The following is an 18561-nucleotide window of genomic DNA, read 5'->3' on the forward strand; positions in this document are numbered from 1 at the left end:
TGGCGGTGCCGGTTGGACGTCCGCCCGATCCCGGCGCAGGTGCACCGGGATCGGGCGGCGGGGTCAGCGCTCCTCGGCCTCGCTCGGGGCCAGCGGCGTCCAGCCGAACCAGCCGCCGTTCACGCGCATCACGGCCCAGTTGCCGCACCGCTCGACCGTGTCGGGGAACCGCTTCGGCGCCCAGGACTCGCCGAAGGAGTCGAGCGAGCGCCTCGTGATCGTCGTGCACGACGTCGGCAGCGCGCTGCCGGTCGTCACGCGGACGGAGGCGGGGGCCTTGTCCGCCGAGCCGCCGGTCGCCGCGATGTACCGGATGTCGGTCGCGTCCGCCGGCACCCAGTCGGGCTCGGAGGCGGGCGTGCGCCACGCCTGCTCGAGCGCGCGGGGCGTGGCCGCCGTGCCGCTCGTCTGCTTGTGCAGGACGTCGGCGACGCCGCAGCCGGACAGGGCGACCGGGACGAGCGCCGCGATCGCGAGCGCGGGCAGCAGCCGCGCGATCGCGCGGTGTCGGACGGCGCTCATTCGACGCCCAGCGCTTCCACCGGGGCGATCCGGGTCGCGCGGCGGGCCGGGGCGACGGAGGCGACGAGCGTGAGCAGCACGCCTCCGGCGACGACGACCGCGAGGACGGGCCACGGCAGCCCGACGAACCACAGCGCGGGAGCGCCGCGGACCGCGCCGATCAGGGAGTGGGCGCCCGCCCAGCCGTAGACCGTGCCGAGCAGGAGCCCGAGCGCGACCGCGGTGAGCACGAGCTGGCCGCTCTCGGCGAGGACCATCCGGCGCAGCTGCCGCGCGCTGAAGCCCAGCGCTCGCAGGAGGCCGAGCTCCCGGGTGCGCTGCAGCACACCGAGCGAGAGGGCGTTCACGAGCCCGACGCCCGCGATGACGGCGCTGAAGCCGATCAGGACGGAGAACACGACGGTGACCGTCGTGAGCATGGTGTCGACGCCCGCGTAGTAGACGGGGTCGTCGCCGGACGCGATGGTGATCATGTCGCCGAAGGTGCGGAGCGCGACCGCGAAGGTCGTGATCAGCGTCACCGACACGAGCAGCCCGACCGTCGAGCGGGTGCTGCGCTGCGGGTAGCGGACGGCGTTCTCGGCGGCGAGGCGGGCCGTCGCCGAGCCGCCCATGAGGCGGCCGACGATCCGCAGCGCGCGCGGGATCACGAGGTGCGCGCCGAGCACGACGCCGGTGAAGGACACGATGCCGCCCGAGAAGGCGACGAGCAGGCCGAGGGGGTCGACCGCACCGATCGCGACGCCGCCGAACAGCAGCAGCGCCCCGAACGACAGGAGCGCAACGGCCGCGCCAGAGCGCAGCCGACTCGCGCGGCCCTCCTCCTCCGAGCGCTCCTCCGCGCCGCCGAGCGCCTGCATCGGCGTCACGGTCAGCACCCGTCGCGAGCCGACCACCGCGGCGAGCCAGGTCGTGAGCACGACCGCGGCCGCCGGCAGGAGAGCCGTCGGGTTCGCGTACGAGTAGGGGAAGTCGGCGAGCACGCCGGCGGCCCGGGCCACCGCGGCGATCGCCGCGACCCCGCCGCTGCCGAGGACGAGCCCGATGACCGCGCCGATGAGCCCGACGAGGAGGCCCTCCCGGGCGACGGCGCCGCGCTCGGCCCGGGCCGTCGAGCCGAGCAGGCGGCGGAGGGCGATCTGCCGCACGCGGCCCGCGACGATGACGGAGAACGTGTTCGTGGTGACGACGGCGCCCGAGTACATCGCGACGCCGATGAAGACGACGGAGGTGACCCGCAGCAGCGCGCCGACCGTGTCGCTCGCGCCCGTGACCGGGTCGGCCTTCGCGGCCGCGTCGAGCAGGCCGGTGCCCTGGATCAGCGCGACGCCGAAGGCGGAGGAGAGGGCGGCGACGAGGACGCCCGGGCCGTGCTCGGTGCGGGCGCTGCCCGCGCGGGCGCCGCTCATCGGGCGTCCTCGAGCGTGAGCATGAAGCGGGCGATGCGCTCGGCGTCCATCCGGCCCTCCTCGGCGACCACGCGGCCGTCCGCGAGGAACACGACGCGGTCCGCGTAGCTCGCGGCGATCGGGTCGTGCGTGACCATCGCGATCGCCTGGCCGTGACCGGCCGCCGCGGAGGCGAGGAGCGAGAGCACCTCGCGGCCCGTGCGGGAGTCGAGGTTGCCGGTCGGCTCGTCCGCGACGACGAGCTGCGGACGGGACGCGAGCGCTCGGGCGATGGCGACGCGCTGCTGCTGACCGCCGGAGAGCTCGCGGGGCCGGTGCCCGAGCCGATCGGCCAGGCCGAGCTCGCCGAGCAGGCGGCCGATGAACGTGCGCTCCTCGCGGCTCGGCTTCGCGCCGCGCAGCTCGAACGGGAGCATCACGTTCCCGATCACGTCGAGCGTCGGCACGAGGTTGAAGGCCTGGAACACGAAGCCGATGCGCTCGCGGCGGAGCAGCGTCAGCGCCGTGTCGTCGAGTGCGCCGATCTCGCGGTCGCCGAGCCACACCTCGCCGCTCGTGGGCGAGTCGAGGCCGGCGAGCAGGTGCATCAGCGTGGACTTGCCGCTGCCGGAGGGGCCCATGATCGCGACGAACTCGCCCCGGCGGACCGCGAGGTCGACGCCGCGGAGGGCGTGCACGGTGGCGTCGCCGGAGCCGTACCGCTTGGCGACGCCCTGGACCCGGGCGACCGCTTCGAGGTGCTCGGAGGCGGTCCGGGGCTGGGCGGGGAGTGCTGTGGTCATGGCTCCACGCTCCCGCTCGGTGCCCTCGTCGCGGATCGGGCGGTGGGCGGAACCGGTCTCCGCCGCGAGGGGGAGATGCGCCTCATCCCTCCGCAGCGGACGGATCAGCGCGCGAGGTGGAGGACGAACGCGCCGAGCGGCAGACCGATCACGAGCAGCGCCGTGCCGATCGCGATCCCGTACCCGATGACGAGCGCGAGCACGGCCATCCAGCGGCCCCGCTCGCCGGACCGGGCGATCTGGCTGAGGGCGACGTGCCCGCAGACGATGCCGCCGATGATCGTGACGAACGACAGCGCCAGCGCGATCGCGGCGAGGGAGTTGAAGGCGGCCTGCTCGGCGAGGTGGTGGTCCCGGGGGACGACGGCGGTGCTCATGCTTCGACGCTAGGAACGCGGCGCGCGCACCGCCTCGGTCGCTCGGACGAGATGCGCCGGGCCTGCGGCACGGGATCAGCGGTCGACGAGGCCGTTCTCGTAGGCGAAGACGACGAGCTGCACCCGGTCGCGCAGGCCGAGCTTCGTCAGCACGTTGCTGATGTGCGTCTTCACCGTCGCCTCCGAGACGTACTCCGTGCGCGCGATCTCGGAGTTGGACAGCCCCTTCGCCGCGAGGGCGAAGACGTCGCGCTCGCGGCCGGTCAGGGTGTCGAACTCCGGCGGCGCCGGCTTCCGCTCGGTCGGCTCGAAGCGCTCGAGCAGCGCCCGGGTCGCGGAGGCGGCGACGACCGCAGTGCCCGCGTGGACGGTACGGATCGCCGCGATGAGGAAGTCCGGATCGGCGTCCTTCAGCACGAAGCCGCTCGCGCCCGCGCGGATCGCGGCGGCCGCGTCCGCGTCGAGGTCGAACGTCGTCAGCACGATGATCCGCGGCCCGGTCGCACCGCGGGCGGCGGCGTCGCCGAGGATCCGCTGCGTCGCCGTGACGCCGTCCATGACCGGCATGCGGACGTCCATGAGGACGACGTCGGGCGACTCGCGCTCGACGAGCGCGATCGCCTGCTCGCCGTCGCCGGCCTCGCCGACGACCTCGAGGTCCGGCTGCGAGCGCACGATCATCGAGACGCCGCGACGGAACATCTGCTGGTCGTCGACGAGGGCCACACGGATCGTCATCGGGCTCCTGCCGTCTGGATCGGGACAGTCCCCGGCGGCTCGGCCGACCCGTCGCTTCGCGACGCGTCGGAACCGGCCGCCGTGGGCCCAGCGGTCGCGCCGACGGGGAGGAAGGCGCGGACGCGGAAGCGGTCGCCGTCCGGTCCGGCCCGCAGGTCGCCCTGCACCGCGCCGGCGCGCTCCCGCATGCCGATCAGGCCGTGGCCGCCGGGGGAGGTCCGCGGCGGTCGCGACGGGTCGACGGCGTTCACGACCTCCACCTCGAGCCCGTGCGGGGTCCGGGTGAGGACGACGGAGGCGGGCCGGGTCAGGTCCCCGTGCCGCAGCGCGTTCGTCAGGGACTCCTGCACGATCCGGAACGCCGCGAGCTGCACGGCCGTGCCGAGCCCGCCGAGGTCCGGGTCGCGGACGACGTCGACCTCGAGGCCCGAGCCCTGGAACTGGGCGAACAGGGTGTCGAGGTCCGCGAGCCCGGGCTGCACGCTCGTCGTGCCCTCGTAGCGGAGCTGCTGGAGGAGGACGCGCACGTCGGCGAGCGCGGCGCGGGCCGTCGAGCCGATCGTCTCGAGCGCCTCGTCGACCGCCTCCGGGTCCGTCCTGCGCAGCAGCCGTGCGCCGTCCGACTGCGCGATGACGACGGCGAGGGAGTGGGCGACGACGTCGTGCATGTCCCGGGCGATGCGGGTGCGCTCCTGCTCGGCGGCGACCTGCTCGCCCGCGGCGTCGGCCTCCTGCCGGTTCCGGCGGGAGCGCTGCGCGGTCCGGACGAGCACGCCCAGGGTCCAGGCGAGCAGGAGGGTGACCGCGGTGAGGGCGCCCACGATGCCGAAGACGCGGAGGGTCTCCTGCACGTCGCCGAGGTCGCCCCGCACCGCGCCGAAGAAGGTGTACCGGGCGGTGTAGACGCCGGCGATGCCGGCGCCCACGAGCGACGAGGAGAACGCGGCCCAGCGCGCCGCACGGGTGCCGTACACGGCGCAGGCGTAGACGATCGGCGGGATCGCGGCATCGTAGAGGTTCGGGGTGTCCCCGGCGATCATCTGCGCGATCGCGCCGATCCAGGCGGCGGTGAGGGCGAGCGGCGGCGACCAGCGGCGGAGCGCGAGCGCGCCGCCGAGCGCGACCACGACGAGCAGGATGACCGGCGACGAGGTGACCGTGTACGCCCGGACGAAGAACAGCGCGAAGACGAGCACGAACGCGATCGCGATCACCAGGTCGACGACCTTCTGCGTCTGGCTGATCGGACGGAACACGGGGGCAAGGGTAGGGGCGGGTGCGGCGCGCGCGGGGGGCACGGGACCGATCTCCTCCTCGCGGATGAGGCTCGCGGGCGCCCGGTGCCAGGATCGGGCCGTGACGCTCGGAACCCTCGCCCTGGCCGACGGCCGCTCCCTCGAGACCTGGATCAGCGGTCCGGAGGACGGCGTCCCGTTCGTGCTCCACCACGGCACGCCGGGTTCGGCGAAGCCGCCCCGCGCGCTCGAGCGCGCCGTGCACGCCCGCGGGCTGCGGTACGTCGCGCTCTCGAGGCCCGGCTACGCGACCTCGACCCGACTGCCCGGGCGGGCCGTCGTCGACGTCGTCGCCGACACCGCCGCGGTGCTGGACTCGATCGGCGCCGAGCGCGCCTACGTCGCCGGCTGGTCCGGCGGCGGCCCGCACGCGCTCGCCTGCGCGGCGCGCCTGCCGCACGCGACCGCGGTGCTGCTCATCGCCGGCGTCGGTCCCTTCGACGCGGCCGGGCTGGACTGGCTGAACGGCATGGGCCAGGACAACGTCGACGAGTTCGGCGCCGCGACCGAGGGCGAGGCGCGCCTGCGCCCCTACCTGGACGCGCAGCGCCCGGAGCTCGTCGGCGCGACGCCCGAGGGGGTGATCGCGTCGATGTCGACGCTGCTGCCGGAGGCCGACCGCGCCGTCCTGACCGACGAGTTCGGCGAGGACATGGCGGCGTCGTTCGCGGACGCCCTCCGCGTCTCGGTGGACGGCTGGCTCGACGACGACCTCGCGTTCGTGCGCGACTGGGGCTTCGCGCTCGACGAGATCGCGGAGCCCGTGCACGTCTGGCAGGGCGACCAGGACCTGATGGTGCCGTTCGCCCACGGCCGCTGGCTCGCCGAGCACGTGCCCGGCGCGACGGCGCACCTCCTGCCCGGCGAGGGACACCTCTCGATCGCGATCGGCGCGATCGAGCGGATGCTCGACGGGCTCATCGCCGACGCATAGGCGCTGGTCGGGGGACTGTGCGGCCCGCACGGCACGGTCGGAGGATGCCGGACCTGAGAACCGTGCTCGCCACCGCGAGCGGCCGCGTCCGGCTCCCGGCGCAGGCGGGCGGCGCGCTCGCGATCGTCGCCGGCGTCGTCCTCGTCCTGCTCGACGTCGACGCCGTGGGCTCGGCGCTCACCGGCGCCGGCGTCGTGCTGCTCGTGGTCGCGCTCGTCGGCACCTTCCTCGGACCGGCGGTGCACGCCGAACCGCTGCTCCTCGCACCGCCGGTCGAGGGCCGGTGGGAGGCGCTCAACTCGCCGACGTCGAAGGTCCCAAGCCACGGCACCCACGCCTACGGCCAGGCCTACGCGATCGACCTGATCGCCGCGCCGGAGGGCGTCCCACGCCCGCGGTTCGGCGAGGCGGGCGGCTCGTTCCTGCCGCCGGACCGCTTCCCGGCGTTCGGGCGCCCCGTGCTCGCGCCCGCCGACGCCGTGGTGGTGCGCGCGGTCGACCGGATGCGGGACCACCGCAGCCGCTCGTCCTGGGCCGCCTACGGCCTGTTCTTCCTCGAGGCGATCCCGCGGGAGGCGCTGGGCCCGACCGGTGTGCTCGGCAACCACGTGGTGCTCCGCCTCGCCGACGGCACGCACTTCGTCCTGGCGCACCTGCAGGCGGGCAGCGTCGCCGTCCGTCGCGGGGAGCGCGTGGTCGTCGGGCAGCCGCTCGCACGGTGCGGGAACACCGGCAACACGACCGAGCCGCACCTGCACTGCCAGCGGCAGGACACGGCCTCCGTCTTCACGGCGACGGGGCTGCCGTGGACGGTGCGCGGCGGACTTCCCGCGAACGGCGCGGTGCTCGCGACTCAGGCGGAGGCGGGCGCCTCGACCGAGCCGTAGGAGACCGTCTCGACGAAGATCGTCTCCACGTCCGTGTGCTCCACGAGCGCTCCCACGCGGTCGCGCCAGTCCGGGCGGACGAGCGCGCCGAGGTCGTCGAGCACGTGCTCCGGGTCGCCCTCGAACTCGAACACCGTCACCGTGGAGCGCTCGTCGACCGTCGAGTGCGAGACCGTGACCCGCGCCGGGTAGTCCTCCCGAGCGGTGCCCTCCGGCATCCAGGCGTCGATGTACTCGTCGTCGGTGACACCCTCCTTGAGGGTCCGGACGTAGACGGCTCGCAGCATGGACCGATCGTGGACGGCGCACCTGGACGTGCGCCCGGGCGACGGGGGCGCGGGCCGCTCACGGGGTGCGCGCGGCCGACTGGCAGGACGCGACGCCGTGGCAGCGCTCGAGGGCGGCGAGCATCCGCGGCAGCCGCGGCGGCACCCCCTTCGGGGCGAGGTTCACGAGCTCGTCCGGGTCCGCGGCGGTGTCGTAGTACTCCTGCTCGCCGTCCGCGTACCGCACGTACATCGCGTCCTTCGTGCGCACCGCCTCGTACGCGGGCGGATCGGCGCTGCGCGCGTTCTGCAGGTCGGGATCGCTCGGCACACCCTGTCGATGGTGGTGCTCGACGAGCACGCCCTCCTGCCAGTCGGCCGGGTCGGCGCCGTGCCACACGGCCTTCAGGCTCGTCCCGTCGGCCTCCGGATCGGTACCGACGCCCGACACGTCGAGGAAGGTCGGCCCGAGGTCGATGCTCGAGGTGAGCGCGTCCGAGGTCGTGCCGGCGGGCACCCCCGGCCCGGTGACGACGAGCGGCACGTGGACGTCCGTGTCGAACGCGGTCTCCTTGCCGGGGGTCAGCCGGTACTCGCCCATGTGCAGGCCGTTGTCGGAGGAGAACACGACGTAGGTGTCGTTCGCGACGCCCGCGTCGGCGACGGCGCGCCGGACGTTCTTCAGCAGGTCGTCGATCGCGAGGTCGGCCTCCAGGCGGCGCTCCCAGTCCTTCGCGATCAGCGCCTTCTCGGCGGGCCGCAGGGGCACGTGGCCCTTCAGCCACGAGGGGGCGTTCCGGACGGTCGCGTCCCACGCCGCGGTGCGCGGATACGGCACGTCCTTCATGGTGCCCGCGTAGCGCGGCGGCGGCACGTACGGGTCGTGCGGCGCGTACGTCGCGACCTCGAGCAGGAAGGGCTGCCGCGTCGCGGCCGTCGTCCGGATGAAGCCGGCCGCCTTCCGGGAGAGCACGTCGACCATGTAGTCGCTCGGCCGGTGGCCGTAGTGGACGATCCGCCCGTTCTCGTTGAGCGTGTAGCCGAACTCCGCGTAGCCGCCTCCGCCGCCGACGTCCCACTCGTCCCAGCCGGGCTCCGGGCCCATCTTCTGCGGGACGTAGCCGTTCAGGTACTTCCCCATGAACGCCGTCCGGTACCCGGCCTTCTGCATCGGTACGGCGAAGCAGTGCTGCTGGTCGCCGTACCGGTGGAAGGCGTCGATGCCGCCGTCCGTGCCGGCGTTCGTGTACACGCCGGTGTCGTGCGGGTAGCGCCCGGTGAAGATGGAGGACCGGGAGGGGCAGCACAGCGAGTCGACGACGTAGTGGCGCGACATCGTGCGCCCGGCCGCCTGCATCCGCTGCAGCTCCGGCATGTGCTGCACGAGGTTCATCGCGTAGTCGTCCGCGAGCACGAACACGATGTTCGGGTGCTGCGGGCCCGCCGGGACGTGCGGCCGTGCGACCGGCGTCGGCGACTCCGACGCCGTCGTGGTGGTCGCCGGGGCGGTGCAGGCGGCGAGGGGGACCGCGCAGACGGCGGCGATCAGCAGCGCCGCCGCGCGGCGGAGGAGCGAGGAGCGGCGTGCGGGCGCTGCTCGACGTGTCGGGGAAGGCACCGGAGCATCATTCCCGCTCCCGCCGCTCCCCGGGAGCATCGCGGTCAGGCGTGGCGGATGCAGCGGTCCGTCGTCGGCCGGGCTTCGAGGCGGCCCGGCGCGATCGGCTCGCCGCAGACCGCGCAGACGCCGTCCGTGCCGTCCGCGATCCGGGTCAGCGCGGCGTCGATCTCGGCGAGGCGCTGCCGGAGGCCGCCCCGGAGGGCGTCCGCCTGCGACCACTCGAACCCGATCGTCGCGCCCTCCGGATCGTGCTCGTCGTCCGCGTTCGCGTCCGCCCGCGCCGCCGTCATCGCGTCGATGCGCTCGCCGGCCGCGCGGAGCTCCGCCTCCGTCTCCGCACGGAGGGCGTGCAGCCGCGCCTCAACGGGCGCGCTGGACATGCCCCACCGCCCAGTCGGGGCGGTCCGACTCGCGGACGCGCCCGTCCGCGTCGAAGACGAGGAACCGGTCGAAGCCGCGCGCGAACCAGCGGTCGTGCGTCACCGTGACGACCGCGCCCTCGAAGCGGGCGAGGGCCTCCTCCAGCGCCTCCGCCGACTCGAAGTCGAGGTTGTCGGTCGGCTCGTCGAGCAGCAGGAGCGTCGTGCCCTCGAGCTCGAGCAGCAGGATCTGGAACCGCGCCTGCTGGCCGCCGGAGAGGCTCTCGAACCGCTGCTCCGCGCTCTTCACGAGCCCGTACCGCCCGAGGACGGAGGACGCCCCGCCGCGGTCGAGCCCCGCGCGGTGGGGCGATCCCGCGTCGAGGATCTCGAGCAGGGTGCGGCCGACGAACTCCGGGTGCTCGTGGGTCTGGTTGAAGTAGCCCGTCCGGACGCGGTTGCCGAGGCGGGCCGTGCCGGTGTGCGCGACCGGGTCGCCGACCGCCTCCGTGTCGACTCGGTGCTCGTCCATCTGCCGCAGCAGGCGGAGGAAGTGGCTCTTGCCGGAGCCGTTGCTGCCGAGCACCGCGACGCGGTCGCCGAACCAGATCTCGGTCGAGAACGGCCGCATCAGGCCCGTCAGCTCGAGGCGTTCGCAGACGATCGCCCGCTTCGCGGTCCGGCCGCCGGCGAGCCGCATCTGCACCTGCTCGGGGACCGGCGCGGACTCCGGCATGCCCTCCGCGCGGAAGCGCTCGAGCCGGGTGCGGGCGGCCTGCAGCCGCGACGCCATGTCGGAGTTGTAGGCGGCCTTCGCCTTGTACATCGCGACGAGGTCCTTGAGCTTCTGCTCCTCCTCGAACCAGCGGCGGCGCACCTCGTCGAGCCGCTCGTTGCGGTCGATCCGCGCCTGGCGGTAGGACTCCAGGCCGCCGCCGTGCAGCCAGAGGCGCGCACCGGCGGCGCCGCGCTCGAGCGTCGCGACGGCGGACGCGCAGCGCGCGATCACCTCGCGGTCGTGCGTGACGAGGAGCACCGTCTGCGGCGATTCGCGGACGATCCGCTCGAGCCACTCCTTGCCCGGCACGTCGAGGTAGTTGTCCGGCTCGTCGAGCAGCAGGACGTCGTCCGGGCCGCTGAAGAGGCTCTCGAGCACGAGGCGCTTCTGCTCGCCGCCCGACAGCGTCGCCGCTCGGCGGTGCTGCACGCGGTCGAACGGGACGTGCAGCGCCTCGAGCGTCGCCGAGTCCCAGCGCACCTCCTCGTCGTAGCCGCCCGCGTCGCCCCAGTCCGCGAGAGCGCGGGCGTACGCCATCTGCGCACGCTCGTCGTCGGAGGTGAGCCCGTGGTCGGCCAACATCTGCTCCTCGGCCGCGTCGACGGCGGCCGCGGCGGCCCGGATCGCCGGCGGGCTCGTGGTCAGCAGGAGGTCGCGGACCGTTGCGTCGCCGCCGACCGATCCGATGAACTGGCGCATCACGCCGAGCCGTCCCGACAGTGCGCGCTGCCCCTCCTGCACCGGGACGCGGCCGTCGAGCAGGCCGAGCAGCGTCGTCTTGCCGATGCCGTTCGGACCGACGAGCGCGACCTTCGCGCCGTCGCCGATGCGGAGCGAGACGTCGTTCAGCAGCGGTCTGCCGTCGTCGAGGGCGTGGTCGACGTGGGCGAGCTCGAGCTGCGCCACGGGGATCCTCCGGGGTCGCGGCGCGATGGCCGGCCGCAGATCGCAGCCGACCAGGGTGCCCGAACCGGGCACGACTCGCAACCGCGCTCTGCGTTTCGGAGGAAGCGCGGTCCTCCGAAACGAAGAGTGCAGAGCGGCTACCAGGCGTAGTCCTCCGGCGCGGGCCGGTGGCCCGGGAAGATCGCGTCGAGACGGGCGAGCGCGTCCGCGTCCAGCCGGACGTCGAGCGCGCGGATGCCGGACTCCAGCTGCTCCATCGTGCGCGGGCCGATGATCGGCGCGGTCACCGCGGGCTGGTGGAGGAGCCACGCGAGGGCGACGTCGCCGGGCTCGTGGCCGAGCTCGTCCGCGAAGTCCTCGTACTGCTCGATCTGCTCGCGGTGCGCCTCGAGCGCCTCCTTCGCACGGCCGGAGGTGCGGCGGCTCGAGTCGCGCTCCTTCTTCAGGACGCCGCCGAGGAGCCCGCCCTGCAGCGGCGACCACGGGATGATCCCGATGCCGTTGTGCTCGGCCGCCGGGATCACCTCGAGCTCGATCGTCCGCGCGAGCAGGTTGTAGAGCGACTGCTCCGACACGAGCCCCGTGAAGTTCCGCTTCCGCGCGGCCTCCTGCGCGGTCGCGAGGTGCCAGCCGGCGAAGTTGCTGCTGCCGGCGTACAGGATCTTGCCCTGCTGCACGGCGACCTCCATCGCCTGCCAGATCTCGTCCCAGGGCGTCTCCCGATCGACGTGGTGGAACTGGTACAGGTCGATGTGGTCCGTCTGGAGGCGCCGCAGGCTCGCGTCGAGCGCGTGCCGGATGTTCAGGGCGGAGAGCTTCCCGCCGTTCGGCCACGAGTCGCGCTCGCCGAACGGCATGTCCCCGTAGAGCTTCGTGGCGAGCACCGTGCGCTCGCGGCGGCCGCCGCCCTGCGCGAACCACCGGCCGAGGATCGACTCGGTGCCGCCCGGGCCGGTCCTGCCGCCGTACCGGTTCGCGGTGTCGAAGAAGTTGATGCCGGCGTCGTGGGCGGCGTCCATGATGCGGAAGCTGTCGGCCTCCTCCGCCTCCATCCCGAAGTTCATCGTGCCGAGCACGAGGCGTGAGACGGAGAGGCCCGAGCGGCCGAGGTGGGTGTACTGCATCGGTGCTGTCTGCATGCGCGAAAGCCTGCGCCTCCGTGATCGCGCGGCACCTGTGTCCGGTCTCGACGTGCGACGAGCCCGTTCTGGGGGTGAGCACGTCCCCGCGGCACGGATCGTCGCAGGTTCACTTCAGCCAAGAGCGCATCCACTGTTCCAGCGCTCGGTCGAGGAGACCCGTGTTCCACCGCACCGCCCAGGCGCCCTGCCGCCTGTCCACCCGCCGCCGCCTCACACTCGGAGGGCTCGTCATGACCGGCGCGCTCACCGCGGGCGCCTTCGTCTCCACCCCCGCGTTCGCCGACGCGGCCACCCAGGTCTCGAGCATGAGCGACCTGACCGATGCGCTCGCTGCGCACGACCCCAGCATCCGGCTGACGCAGTCCCTCGACGCGGGCGGCACCCTGACCGGCGAGGACGTCGAGGTCCCGACGCAGCTCGACCTCAACGGCTTCGACCTCACCACGAACGGCGTCTGGGTCGAGGCGAACGCCTCGCTCAGCGTCATCGACTCGACGGCGACCCCCGACGGCGGCTCGAACTCGCACCTCACGGTCACCGCGCCCGCGTTCGGCGCCGTCCCGGCGGTCGACCTGGCCAGCGGATCGACCCTCCACGTCACCGACGTCGACGCGACCTTCCTCGGTGCGCAGGGCGGGGCCGGCATCTCCGGCACGGCGGACTCGAGCTTCATCGCCGACGGCTCGGCGTCCGTCGAGGCCCGGGGATCGGACGACACCACCCACGGCGGCGGCGCGGGCATCGGCGGAGCGGCCGGACAGCCGGGCATCCACGTCACGGTCGACGGGAGCGCGCAGGTCCGCGCGTACGGCGGCACGGGCGCGGCCGGCGTCGGCGGCGGCTTCGGTGCGGCCGGCGGCGACGTCCACGTCGCGGGCGGCGCCCTCCAGGCCGACCCGGGCGACTCGATCGACGCGACCGACGTCCGGGCGAGCGCGATCGGCGCCGGCGAGAACGCGACGGCGCTCGGCTTCGGCGGTCTGCGGATCGACGACGGCGCCTCCGTCTCGCTCGACAGCGACACCCCCCTCGTCCTGCCCGCCGATGCGGTGGTGCACAACGCGGGCGGCATCCTCATGAACCCGGGTTACGTCGACCCGACGGGTCGCGTCGTGCTGGGCTCCGGCACGATCGACAACACGGGCTCCATCACCGCGCAGGACGCGAACGGCGACGCGATCGATCCGGACCAGCTGATCGACTCGACGGTGAAGGTCACGGGCAGCAACTACCGCATCACCGTCGACCCGAACGGCGGCACGATCACGGGCGCGAACGGCACCAGCCGGCACCTGATGTCGAACTCCCTCGGCGACCTCCTCGGCTACGGCTACTCGGTCGCGGCCCCGTCCGGCCCGGCGTACTTCCAGGGCTGGAACACGAAGGCCGACGGCACCGGGACCGATGTCGCCGACCTCGAGCAGGGCGACCTCGCCGCGCTCGGCACGAGCACCGACGGCACCCCGGTGTCGGCGACGCTCTACGCGAAGTTCGTGACCGACCCGGCCCCCGCCCCGGAGCCCGAGGGCCCCGTGCTCGCCGACCCGATCCGCTCGACGGTGAAGATCGGCCACACGGTGCGGCTGGTCCTCGGATCGAGCACCGTCCCCGCCACCTACCGGATCGTCTCGGGCTCGCTCCCGAAGGGCGTCGTGCTCGACCGCGCCACCGGCGTGATCAGCGGCACGCCCTCCGCGGCCGGCTCCTGGTACGTCGAGGTGGAGGCGACGAACGACGGCGGTTCGGCGTCGACCACCGTCCTCATCACCGTGCCCGAGGTCAAGGACCTGCTCCACACCCGGAACCACGTCCCGGCCGTCGCCCTCGGTGCGGCGAAGGTGCCGCTGCACGTCGCCGGCTTCAAGAAGGGCGAGCACTGGACGGTGAAGGTGGACGGCAAGGTCGTGCACCGCGGCGTCATGAAGAAGGCCGGCACGCTCTCGGTCACCGTGCACCTCAAGAAGGCGCTGCGCGACAGGTCGCACACGATCAGCATCTCGGGCTCCCGGAAGGTGACGGACCGGTCCACGCGGGCTGCGACGACCGTCACCGTGACGTCCCTCGCGGCGAGGAAGACGTTCACGATGAAGAGCGTCGCCGGCTACGACGGCCACAAGTACGTCGTGATCGGGCGCCTGGCCGCGGGCGAGCGGGTCGTCGTCAAGGACGGCGCGAAGGTGATCGCCTCGGGCCACGCGGCACTCGACGGGACCTTCGTCCTCCCGCAGTCGAAGGCCGGCAAGGGCACCAGCAAGCTGACCGTGCACGGCGCGACGGCGAAGCGCGCCGGGAAGCTGACGGTGAAGAACCCGAAGCGCTGACGTCCAGACGCTCAGGGGCCCGTGGCCCGGCACACCGCCGGGCCACGGGCCCCTCGTCGTCCGCTCGAAACATCGGCCCGGGAGGATGAGGGCGTGACCCGTGATCTCGCGCAGCTCCCCAAAGGCCATCTCCACCTGCACTTCGAGGCGAGCACCCGCCCGCTGACGCTGCGCGACTTCGCGGCCGAGGCGGACGCGCCCGTGCCGTCGTGGACGGACTTCGCCGACTTCCTCGACTTCCAGGACGCGTACGGGGAGGTGCTCGCGCTCATCCGGCGCCCGGAGCAGCTCGAGCGGATCATGACCGAGATGGCCGATGACGCGAAGGCGGACGGCGTCGTCTACGTCGAGGTGACGCTCGCGCCGGTGCTGCACGCCCACCTCTTCGACGGCGACGCGGAGGCGGTCCTGCGGTTCCTGCTCGCTGCCGCGGAGCGCGAGGAGGAGCGGACGGGCGTCGTGATCCGGGCCATGATCGCCTCCGCGCGGGTGATGTCCGTCGAGCTCGCGCTCGAGGACGCCCGGCTGGCCGCGCAGTACGCCGGCCGCGGCGTCGTCTCCTACGGCCTGCACTCCGACGAGCGCGGCGCTCCCGCCGCGCCCTTCGCGGCGGCCTTCGACATCGCCCGCGAGGCCGGGCTGCTCATCACCCCGCACGCCGGCGAGCTGGAGGGCCCCGAATCCGTGCGCGAGGCGATCGAGGTGCTCCGCGCGGACCGCGTCCTGCACGGGGTGCGTGTGATCGAGGACCCGGAGCTGACGGCGGAGGTCGCCCGGCTCGGCGTGACGCTCGACGTCTGCCCGAGCTCGAACGTCGTGCTGCACGTCGTGCCCGACCTGGAGCACCACCCGCTGCCCGCGCTGCTCGCCGCCGGGGTCAGCTGCTCGATCAACGCCGACGACCCCATCCAGTTCGGGCCGAACGTGCTCGAGGAGTACGAGCTCGCCCGTGAGCGGCTCGGCCTCACCGACGAGCAGCTCGCGGGCTGCGCCCGGGCCTCCATCACCGCGTCCGGCGCCCCGGAGGACGTGCAGACCCGCGCGCTCGCCGGCATCGACGCCTGGCTCGCCGCCTGACTTCCCGGATCAGGACGGAATCGGCGACACGCCGTCTCCGGCGCTCAGCGCTGCGGCGTGTCGGGATCCCGTCCTGATCCGTGAAGCAGCTCGGCGACCGCGGGGACCGCGAAGCAGCGGAGGCGGAGCGGGCCGCTCGGTGTCTCGAGCACGAGGACGCGGTGCGGGAGTCGGGTGACGCGCACGGCCGTGACCGCCTCGAGCGCCACCTCGGTGACCGTGCCGTCGTGCGCGGTGAAGCGGAGGACGCGGTCGCTGACGCGGAGCCGGCCGGGCGTCCACGCGCCGCGCGGCGCGGCGAGGAGCGCGCGGCGGGACGTCCAGACCCGCTCGTCGGTCATGCGAGCGCGCGGGCCAGCCGGTCGACGATCTCCTCGAGCACCGGTCGCGGCGTCGCGAGGATCACCCGCGCGAAGCCCTCGCCCCCGCGCCCGCACGCCGCGCCGTCGGTGAGCGCCACCCCGGCCCGCTCGAGGATCGCGGCGGCGGGCTCCGGCCCGAGATCGAGGGCGCGGAGGTCGAGCCAGCCGATGTACGTGCCGTCCGGCGCCCGGTACCCGACCTGCGGCAGCCGTTCGGCGAGCAGCTCGCCGAACCGGATGCGGGAGTCGTCGAGGTACCCGCGGACGGCGTCGAGCCACGGCCCGCCCTCGCGGTACGCGGCGATGTTCGCGGCGACGCCGAGCCCGCTCGCGCCGTGCGAGGCGAGCCCCGCGACCGCGTCGTAGCGCTCCGCGTCCTCGGCGTTCGAGAGGACGAGCTGCGCGCACTTCAGCCCGGGGAGGTTGAACGCCTTCGACGCTCCGACGGTGGTGATCGTGTGCGCCGCCGTGACGTCGCTGATGCTCGCGTACGGCACGTGGACGGCGTCGCCGAGCACGAGCGGCCCGTGGATCTCGTCCGCGAACACGCGCCCGTCGTACCGGGCGACGACCTCGCTCAGCGCGACGAGCTCCTCCCGGTCGAGCACCCGCCCGACCGGGTTCCAGGGGTTGCAGAGCACGAAGGTGTCCGCGCCCGCCTCGAACGCCGCCGCGATGCCGTCGAGGTCGAGCGCGTACCGCCCGTCCACGAAAGGGCTCGACACCTCGATCACCGGCCGTCCCACGAGCTCCGGGATCCGGAGGAACGGCATGTAGGCGGGCGTCGCGACGATCACCGGGCGGCTCGGGTCGCTGTAGCGGCGGAGCGTCACGTCGAGCGCGGCGAGCACGTCGCCGACCGGCTTCACCCGGTCCGGCTCGACGGTCCAGCCGAACCGCTCCGCGCTCCAGGCCGCGGTCGCCTCGCCGAGCGCGGCCACGTCGCCCTGCGGCAGGTAGCCGGTGCGGCCGGCGTCGACCTCCCGCACCAGCGCCTCGCGGATCACGGGCGCGAGCCCGAAGTCCATCTCGGCGACGAACGCGCCGATCGCGTCCGGGAACGCGGACCACTTCACGCTGCGGCCGGCGCGGAGCGCGGCGATGTCCGGGGTCGCGAAGGGGAGGCTCATCGCCCCATGCTGCCCGGTCAGATCCAGGTCGGGGACCACATGTGGATGTGCCAGAACCAGTACGGCACCGGCAGGCCCGCGCTGATCGGGAAGAAGAAGACGCTGAGCACCACCGCGGCGACGACGAACACGGCGACGACCACGCGTCGGATTCGGAGGCCGTAGGAGGCCTCCATGGCGATCAGCTCGTCGGGGGAGTCCGCCGCGGGCGGCTTCACCACCATGAGCCCGATCGTCGCGGCGAGCGCGAGGAGCATGTAGGGCTCGAAGGCGATCGAGTAGAAGAAGAACATGGTCCGGTCGGGATACTGCAGCCAGGGCAGGTAGCCGCCGACGAAGCCCATGAGGATGAGAGCGGCCTGCCACTCCCGCTTCCGGATGAACCGCACGAGCAGGTAGATCGACGCGGCGACCGCGGCGTACCAGATGAGCGGGTTCGGGAGGTCCGTGATCGCGGAGACGCAGGACTCGGTGCCGCAGGAGCCGGCGTTCGAGTCCCACCACATCGACGTCGGGCGCGCGATGAGGGGCCAGAGCGCCGCCGGCGCCATGTACGGGTGCGGGGTGTCGAGCCCGGTGTGGAAGACGTAGATGCTCGTGGTCCACTGCCACAGGTCCTGGATCGGGATCGGGACCCACGAGAAGAATCCGGTCGCGGCCTTCGCGGTGCCGTTCTGGATCGCCTGCCGGTCGTAGCCGCCGGAGGTGAGGAACCAACCGGTCCAGCCGGCGAGGTAGGCGAGCAGCGCGGGCGGCACCAGGCTGACGAACAGCATCGGCCCCTGCTTGAGGAGCCCGGCGACGTGCCAGAGCCGGACGCCGGCGCGTCGCCGGAGCAGCAGGTCCGACCCGAGCGCGTAGAGCCCGAACGCGGCGAGGAAGTACAGCCCCGACCACTTCACGGCCGAGCAGAGGCCGAACGCGACGCCCGCGCCGATCAGCCACGGTCGCCAGAGCAGCGCCGGACCCCAGTCGCCGATCCCGCGCCTGCGGCGCATCAGCCATGCGCCGAGCCGCCGTTCGGCCCAGAACCGGTCCTCGAGCACGCAGGCGAAGCCGGCGAGCGCGAAGAGCATCACCATGTTGTCGAGCAGCCCGACCCGGGACATCACGATCGCCTGGTTGTCGATCGCGAAGAAGCCGCCCGCGAGGGTCGTGACGAGCGGCGTCCGGAACATGCGGTGCGCGACGAGCATGAGCAGCGCGACGGCGAGGATCCCCACGATCGCGACGGAGAGCCGCCAGCCGTACGGGTTCGTGGCGCCGCCCGCGAGCAGCTCGCCGACGCCGATGATCCACTTCCCGAGCGGCGGGTGCGCGATGTAGGACGCCTGGCCGGTGAAGAAGTCGACGTGCCCGGCGGCGAAGGCGTCGTCCGTCGACGTGAACCCCTTGGGGAAGCCCGCGTCGTCCGGCCCGGGCCACGTCCCCTCGTAGCCGAGGTGGATCAGCGACCAGGCGTCCTTGACGTAGTAGGTCTCGTCGAAGATGAGCTTCGGCGGGTAGCCGAGGCCGACGAGCCGCGAGACCGCCGCGACGAGCAGCACCGCCGGCGGCCCGTAGCGCGCCCAGTAGGAGACGCGGTCGAACAGCGTCGGGCGGGCGGCGGGCGTCTCCTGGGCGGGGACGACGGCCTGCGACACGGAGGAAGGATA

At 73.7% G+C, this 18561-nt stretch carries 18 protein-coding genes; 4 read left to right on the forward strand and 14 right to left on the reverse strand.

The features are described 5' to 3' along the window. Positions 1 to 63: 63 nt before the first annotated feature. The 6 genes from CLV52_RS05690 to CLV52_RS05715 form a co-directional block, all read right to left on the reverse strand. Positions 64 to 522, reverse strand: a complete 459-nt coding sequence (locus CLV52_RS05690; protein ID WP_133765286.1) for a hypothetical protein — start codon at positions 520 to 522, stop codon at positions 64 to 66. After that, positions 519 to 1931 (reverse strand): ABC transporter permease, encoded by a 1413-nt coding sequence (locus tag CLV52_RS05695; RefSeq protein WP_133765287.1) that lies wholly within the window; start codon positions 1929 to 1931, stop codon positions 519 to 521. Before CLV52_RS05695 ends, CLV52_RS05690 begins: the two co-directional genes overlap by 4 nt. Continuing rightward, on the reverse strand, positions 1928 to 2713 hold the full coding sequence (locus tag CLV52_RS05700) for an ABC transporter ATP-binding protein (protein WP_133765288.1): 786 nt from the start codon (positions 2711 to 2713) through the stop codon (positions 1928 to 1930). Before CLV52_RS05700 ends, CLV52_RS05695 begins: the two co-directional genes overlap by 4 nt. A 104-nt stretch (positions 2714 to 2817) precedes the next feature. Next, positions 2818 to 3090: a DUF4190 domain-containing protein gene (locus CLV52_RS05705; RefSeq protein WP_133765289.1), complete on the reverse strand. Its 273-nt coding sequence runs from the start codon at positions 3088 to 3090 to the stop codon at positions 2818 to 2820. A 75-nt stretch (positions 3091 to 3165) separates the two neighbouring features. Beyond that, a complete protein-coding gene (locus CLV52_RS05710) occupies positions 3166 to 3828 on the reverse strand; it encodes a response regulator transcription factor (RefSeq protein ID WP_133765290.1) in 663 nt (220 codons plus the stop codon). Beyond that, entirely contained in the window at positions 3825 to 5084 is a 1260-nt protein-coding gene (locus CLV52_RS05715; RefSeq protein WP_133765291.1) for a sensor histidine kinase, read from the reverse strand. The genes CLV52_RS05710 and CLV52_RS05715 overlap by 4 nt, the downstream gene beginning before the upstream one ends. Positions 5085 to 5184: 100 nt before the next feature. On the opposite strand from CLV52_RS05715, the gene CLV52_RS05720 reads away from it, so the two are divergent. Both CLV52_RS05720 and CLV52_RS05725 read left to right on the forward strand, forming a co-directional pair. Beyond that, the gene (locus CLV52_RS05720) at positions 5185 to 6057 is read left to right on the forward strand and encodes an alpha/beta fold hydrolase (protein ID WP_211342613.1); all 873 of its coding nucleotides are present in this window, start codon (positions 5185 to 5187) and stop codon (positions 6055 to 6057) included. Between the two features lie 44 nt (positions 6058 to 6101). Continuing rightward, positions 6102 to 6944 (forward strand): M23 family metallopeptidase, encoded by an 843-nt coding sequence (locus tag CLV52_RS05725; protein WP_133765293.1) that lies wholly within the window; start codon positions 6102 to 6104, stop codon positions 6942 to 6944. On the opposite strand, the gene CLV52_RS05730 is transcribed toward CLV52_RS05725, so the two are convergent. From CLV52_RS05730 to CLV52_RS05750, 5 genes are all read right to left on the reverse strand, one after another. Further along, complete coding sequence (locus tag CLV52_RS05730; RefSeq protein WP_133765294.1) at positions 6911 to 7231, reverse strand: hypothetical protein; 321 nt, start codon at positions 7229 to 7231, stop codon at positions 6911 to 6913. The genes CLV52_RS05725 and CLV52_RS05730 overlap by 34 nt on opposite strands. A 58-nt stretch (positions 7232 to 7289) precedes the next feature. Then, positions 7290 to 8828 carry a sulfatase family protein gene (locus CLV52_RS05735; protein WP_162850724.1) on the reverse strand — a complete coding sequence of 513 codons (1539 nt, stop codon included), beginning with the start codon at positions 8826 to 8828 and terminating at the stop codon, positions 7290 to 7292. Positions 8829 to 8872: 44 nt separating this feature from the next. Then, a complete protein-coding gene (locus CLV52_RS05740) occupies positions 8873 to 9211 on the reverse strand; it encodes a TraR/DksA family transcriptional regulator (protein WP_133765296.1) in 339 nt (112 codons plus the stop codon). Next, a complete protein-coding gene (locus CLV52_RS05745; RefSeq protein WP_133765297.1) occupies positions 9192 to 10874 on the reverse strand; it encodes an ATP-binding cassette domain-containing protein in 1683 nt (560 codons plus the stop codon). The genes CLV52_RS05740 and CLV52_RS05745 overlap by 20 nt, the downstream gene beginning before the upstream one ends. A gap of 137 nt (positions 10875 to 11011) precedes the next feature. Further along, positions 11012 to 11998, reverse strand: coding sequence for an aldo/keto reductase (locus CLV52_RS05750; protein WP_133765859.1), 987 nt, complete (start codon positions 11996 to 11998; stop codon positions 11012 to 11014). Between the two features lie 176 nt (positions 11999 to 12174). On the opposite strand from CLV52_RS05750, the gene CLV52_RS05755 reads away from it, so the two are divergent. Together CLV52_RS05755 and add are read left to right on the forward strand one after the other, a co-directional pair. Continuing rightward, complete coding sequence (locus CLV52_RS05755) at positions 12175 to 14337, forward strand: Ig domain-containing protein (protein WP_133765298.1); 2163 nt, start codon at positions 12175 to 12177, stop codon at positions 14335 to 14337. Positions 14338 to 14430: 93 nt separating this feature from the next. Then, complete coding sequence (gene add / locus CLV52_RS05760) at positions 14431 to 15414, forward strand: adenosine deaminase (protein ID WP_133765299.1); 984 nt, start codon at positions 14431 to 14433, stop codon at positions 15412 to 15414. A gap of 44 nt (positions 15415 to 15458) precedes the next feature. Here the strand turns inward: add and CLV52_RS05765 are convergent, their stop codons facing one another. The 3 genes from CLV52_RS05765 to CLV52_RS05775 are packed head-to-tail and all read right to left on the reverse strand — an operon-like array spanning position 15459 to position 18549. Further along, positions 15459 to 15755 (reverse strand): hypothetical protein, encoded by a 297-nt coding sequence (locus CLV52_RS05765; protein WP_133765300.1) that lies wholly within the window; start codon positions 15753 to 15755, stop codon positions 15459 to 15461. Further along, positions 15752 to 16906, reverse strand: a complete 1155-nt coding sequence (locus CLV52_RS05770; protein WP_133765301.1) for a MalY/PatB family protein — start codon at positions 16904 to 16906, stop codon at positions 15752 to 15754. Before CLV52_RS05770 ends, CLV52_RS05765 begins: the two co-directional genes overlap by 4 nt. A gap of 17 nt (positions 16907 to 16923) precedes the next feature. Then, the gene (locus CLV52_RS05775) at positions 16924 to 18549 is read right to left on the reverse strand and encodes a dolichyl-phosphate-mannose--protein mannosyltransferase (RefSeq protein ID WP_162850725.1); all 1626 of its coding nucleotides are present in this window, start codon (positions 18547 to 18549) and stop codon (positions 16924 to 16926) included. Between the last annotated feature and the right edge of the window lie 12 nt (positions 18550 to 18561).

The organism is Amnibacterium kyonggiense, assembly GCF_004364555.1.
GTDB lineage: Bacteria > Actinomycetota > Actinomycetes > Actinomycetales > Microbacteriaceae > Amnibacterium > Amnibacterium kyonggiense.

Bases quoted from the DNA above. Each gene is read 5' to 3' on its own strand.
- CLV52_RS05690 (WP_133765286.1), bottom strand. From the start codon at position 522: ATGAGCGCCGTCCGACACCGCGCGATCGCGCGGCTGCTGCCCGCGCTC.
- CLV52_RS05695 (WP_133765287.1), bottom strand. From the start codon at position 1,931: ATGAGCGGCGCCCGCGCGGGCAGCGCCCGCACCGAGCACGGCCCGGGC.
- CLV52_RS05700 (WP_133765288.1), bottom strand. From the start codon at position 2,713: ATGACCACAGCACTCCCCGCCCAGCCCCGGACCGCCTCCGAGCACCTC.
- CLV52_RS05705 (WP_133765289.1), bottom strand. From the start codon at position 3,090: ATGAGCACCGCCGTCGTCCCCCGGGACCACCACCTCGCCGAGCAGGCC.
- CLV52_RS05710 (WP_133765290.1), bottom strand. From the start codon at position 3,828: ATGACGATCCGTGTGGCCCTCGTCGACGACCAGCAGATGTTCCGTCGC.
- CLV52_RS05725 (WP_133765293.1), top strand. From the start codon at position 6,102: ATGCCGGACCTGAGAACCGTGCTCGCCACCGCGAGCGGCCGCGTCCGG.
- CLV52_RS05730 (WP_133765294.1), bottom strand. From the start codon at position 7,231: ATGCTGCGAGCCGTCTACGTCCGGACCCTCAAGGAGGGTGTCACCGAC.
- CLV52_RS05740 (WP_133765296.1), bottom strand. From the start codon at position 9,211: ATGTCCAGCGCGCCCGTTGAGGCGCGGCTGCACGCCCTCCGTGCGGAG.
- CLV52_RS05750 (WP_133765859.1), bottom strand. From the start codon at position 11,998: ATGCAGTACACCCACCTCGGCCGCTCGGGCCTCTCCGTCTCACGCCTC.
- CLV52_RS05765 (WP_133765300.1), bottom strand. From the start codon at position 15,755: ATGACCGACGAGCGGGTCTGGACGTCCCGCCGCGCGCTCCTCGCCGCG.
- CLV52_RS05770 (WP_133765301.1), bottom strand. From the start codon at position 16,906: ATGAGCCTCCCCTTCGCGACCCCGGACATCGCCGCGCTCCGCGCCGGC.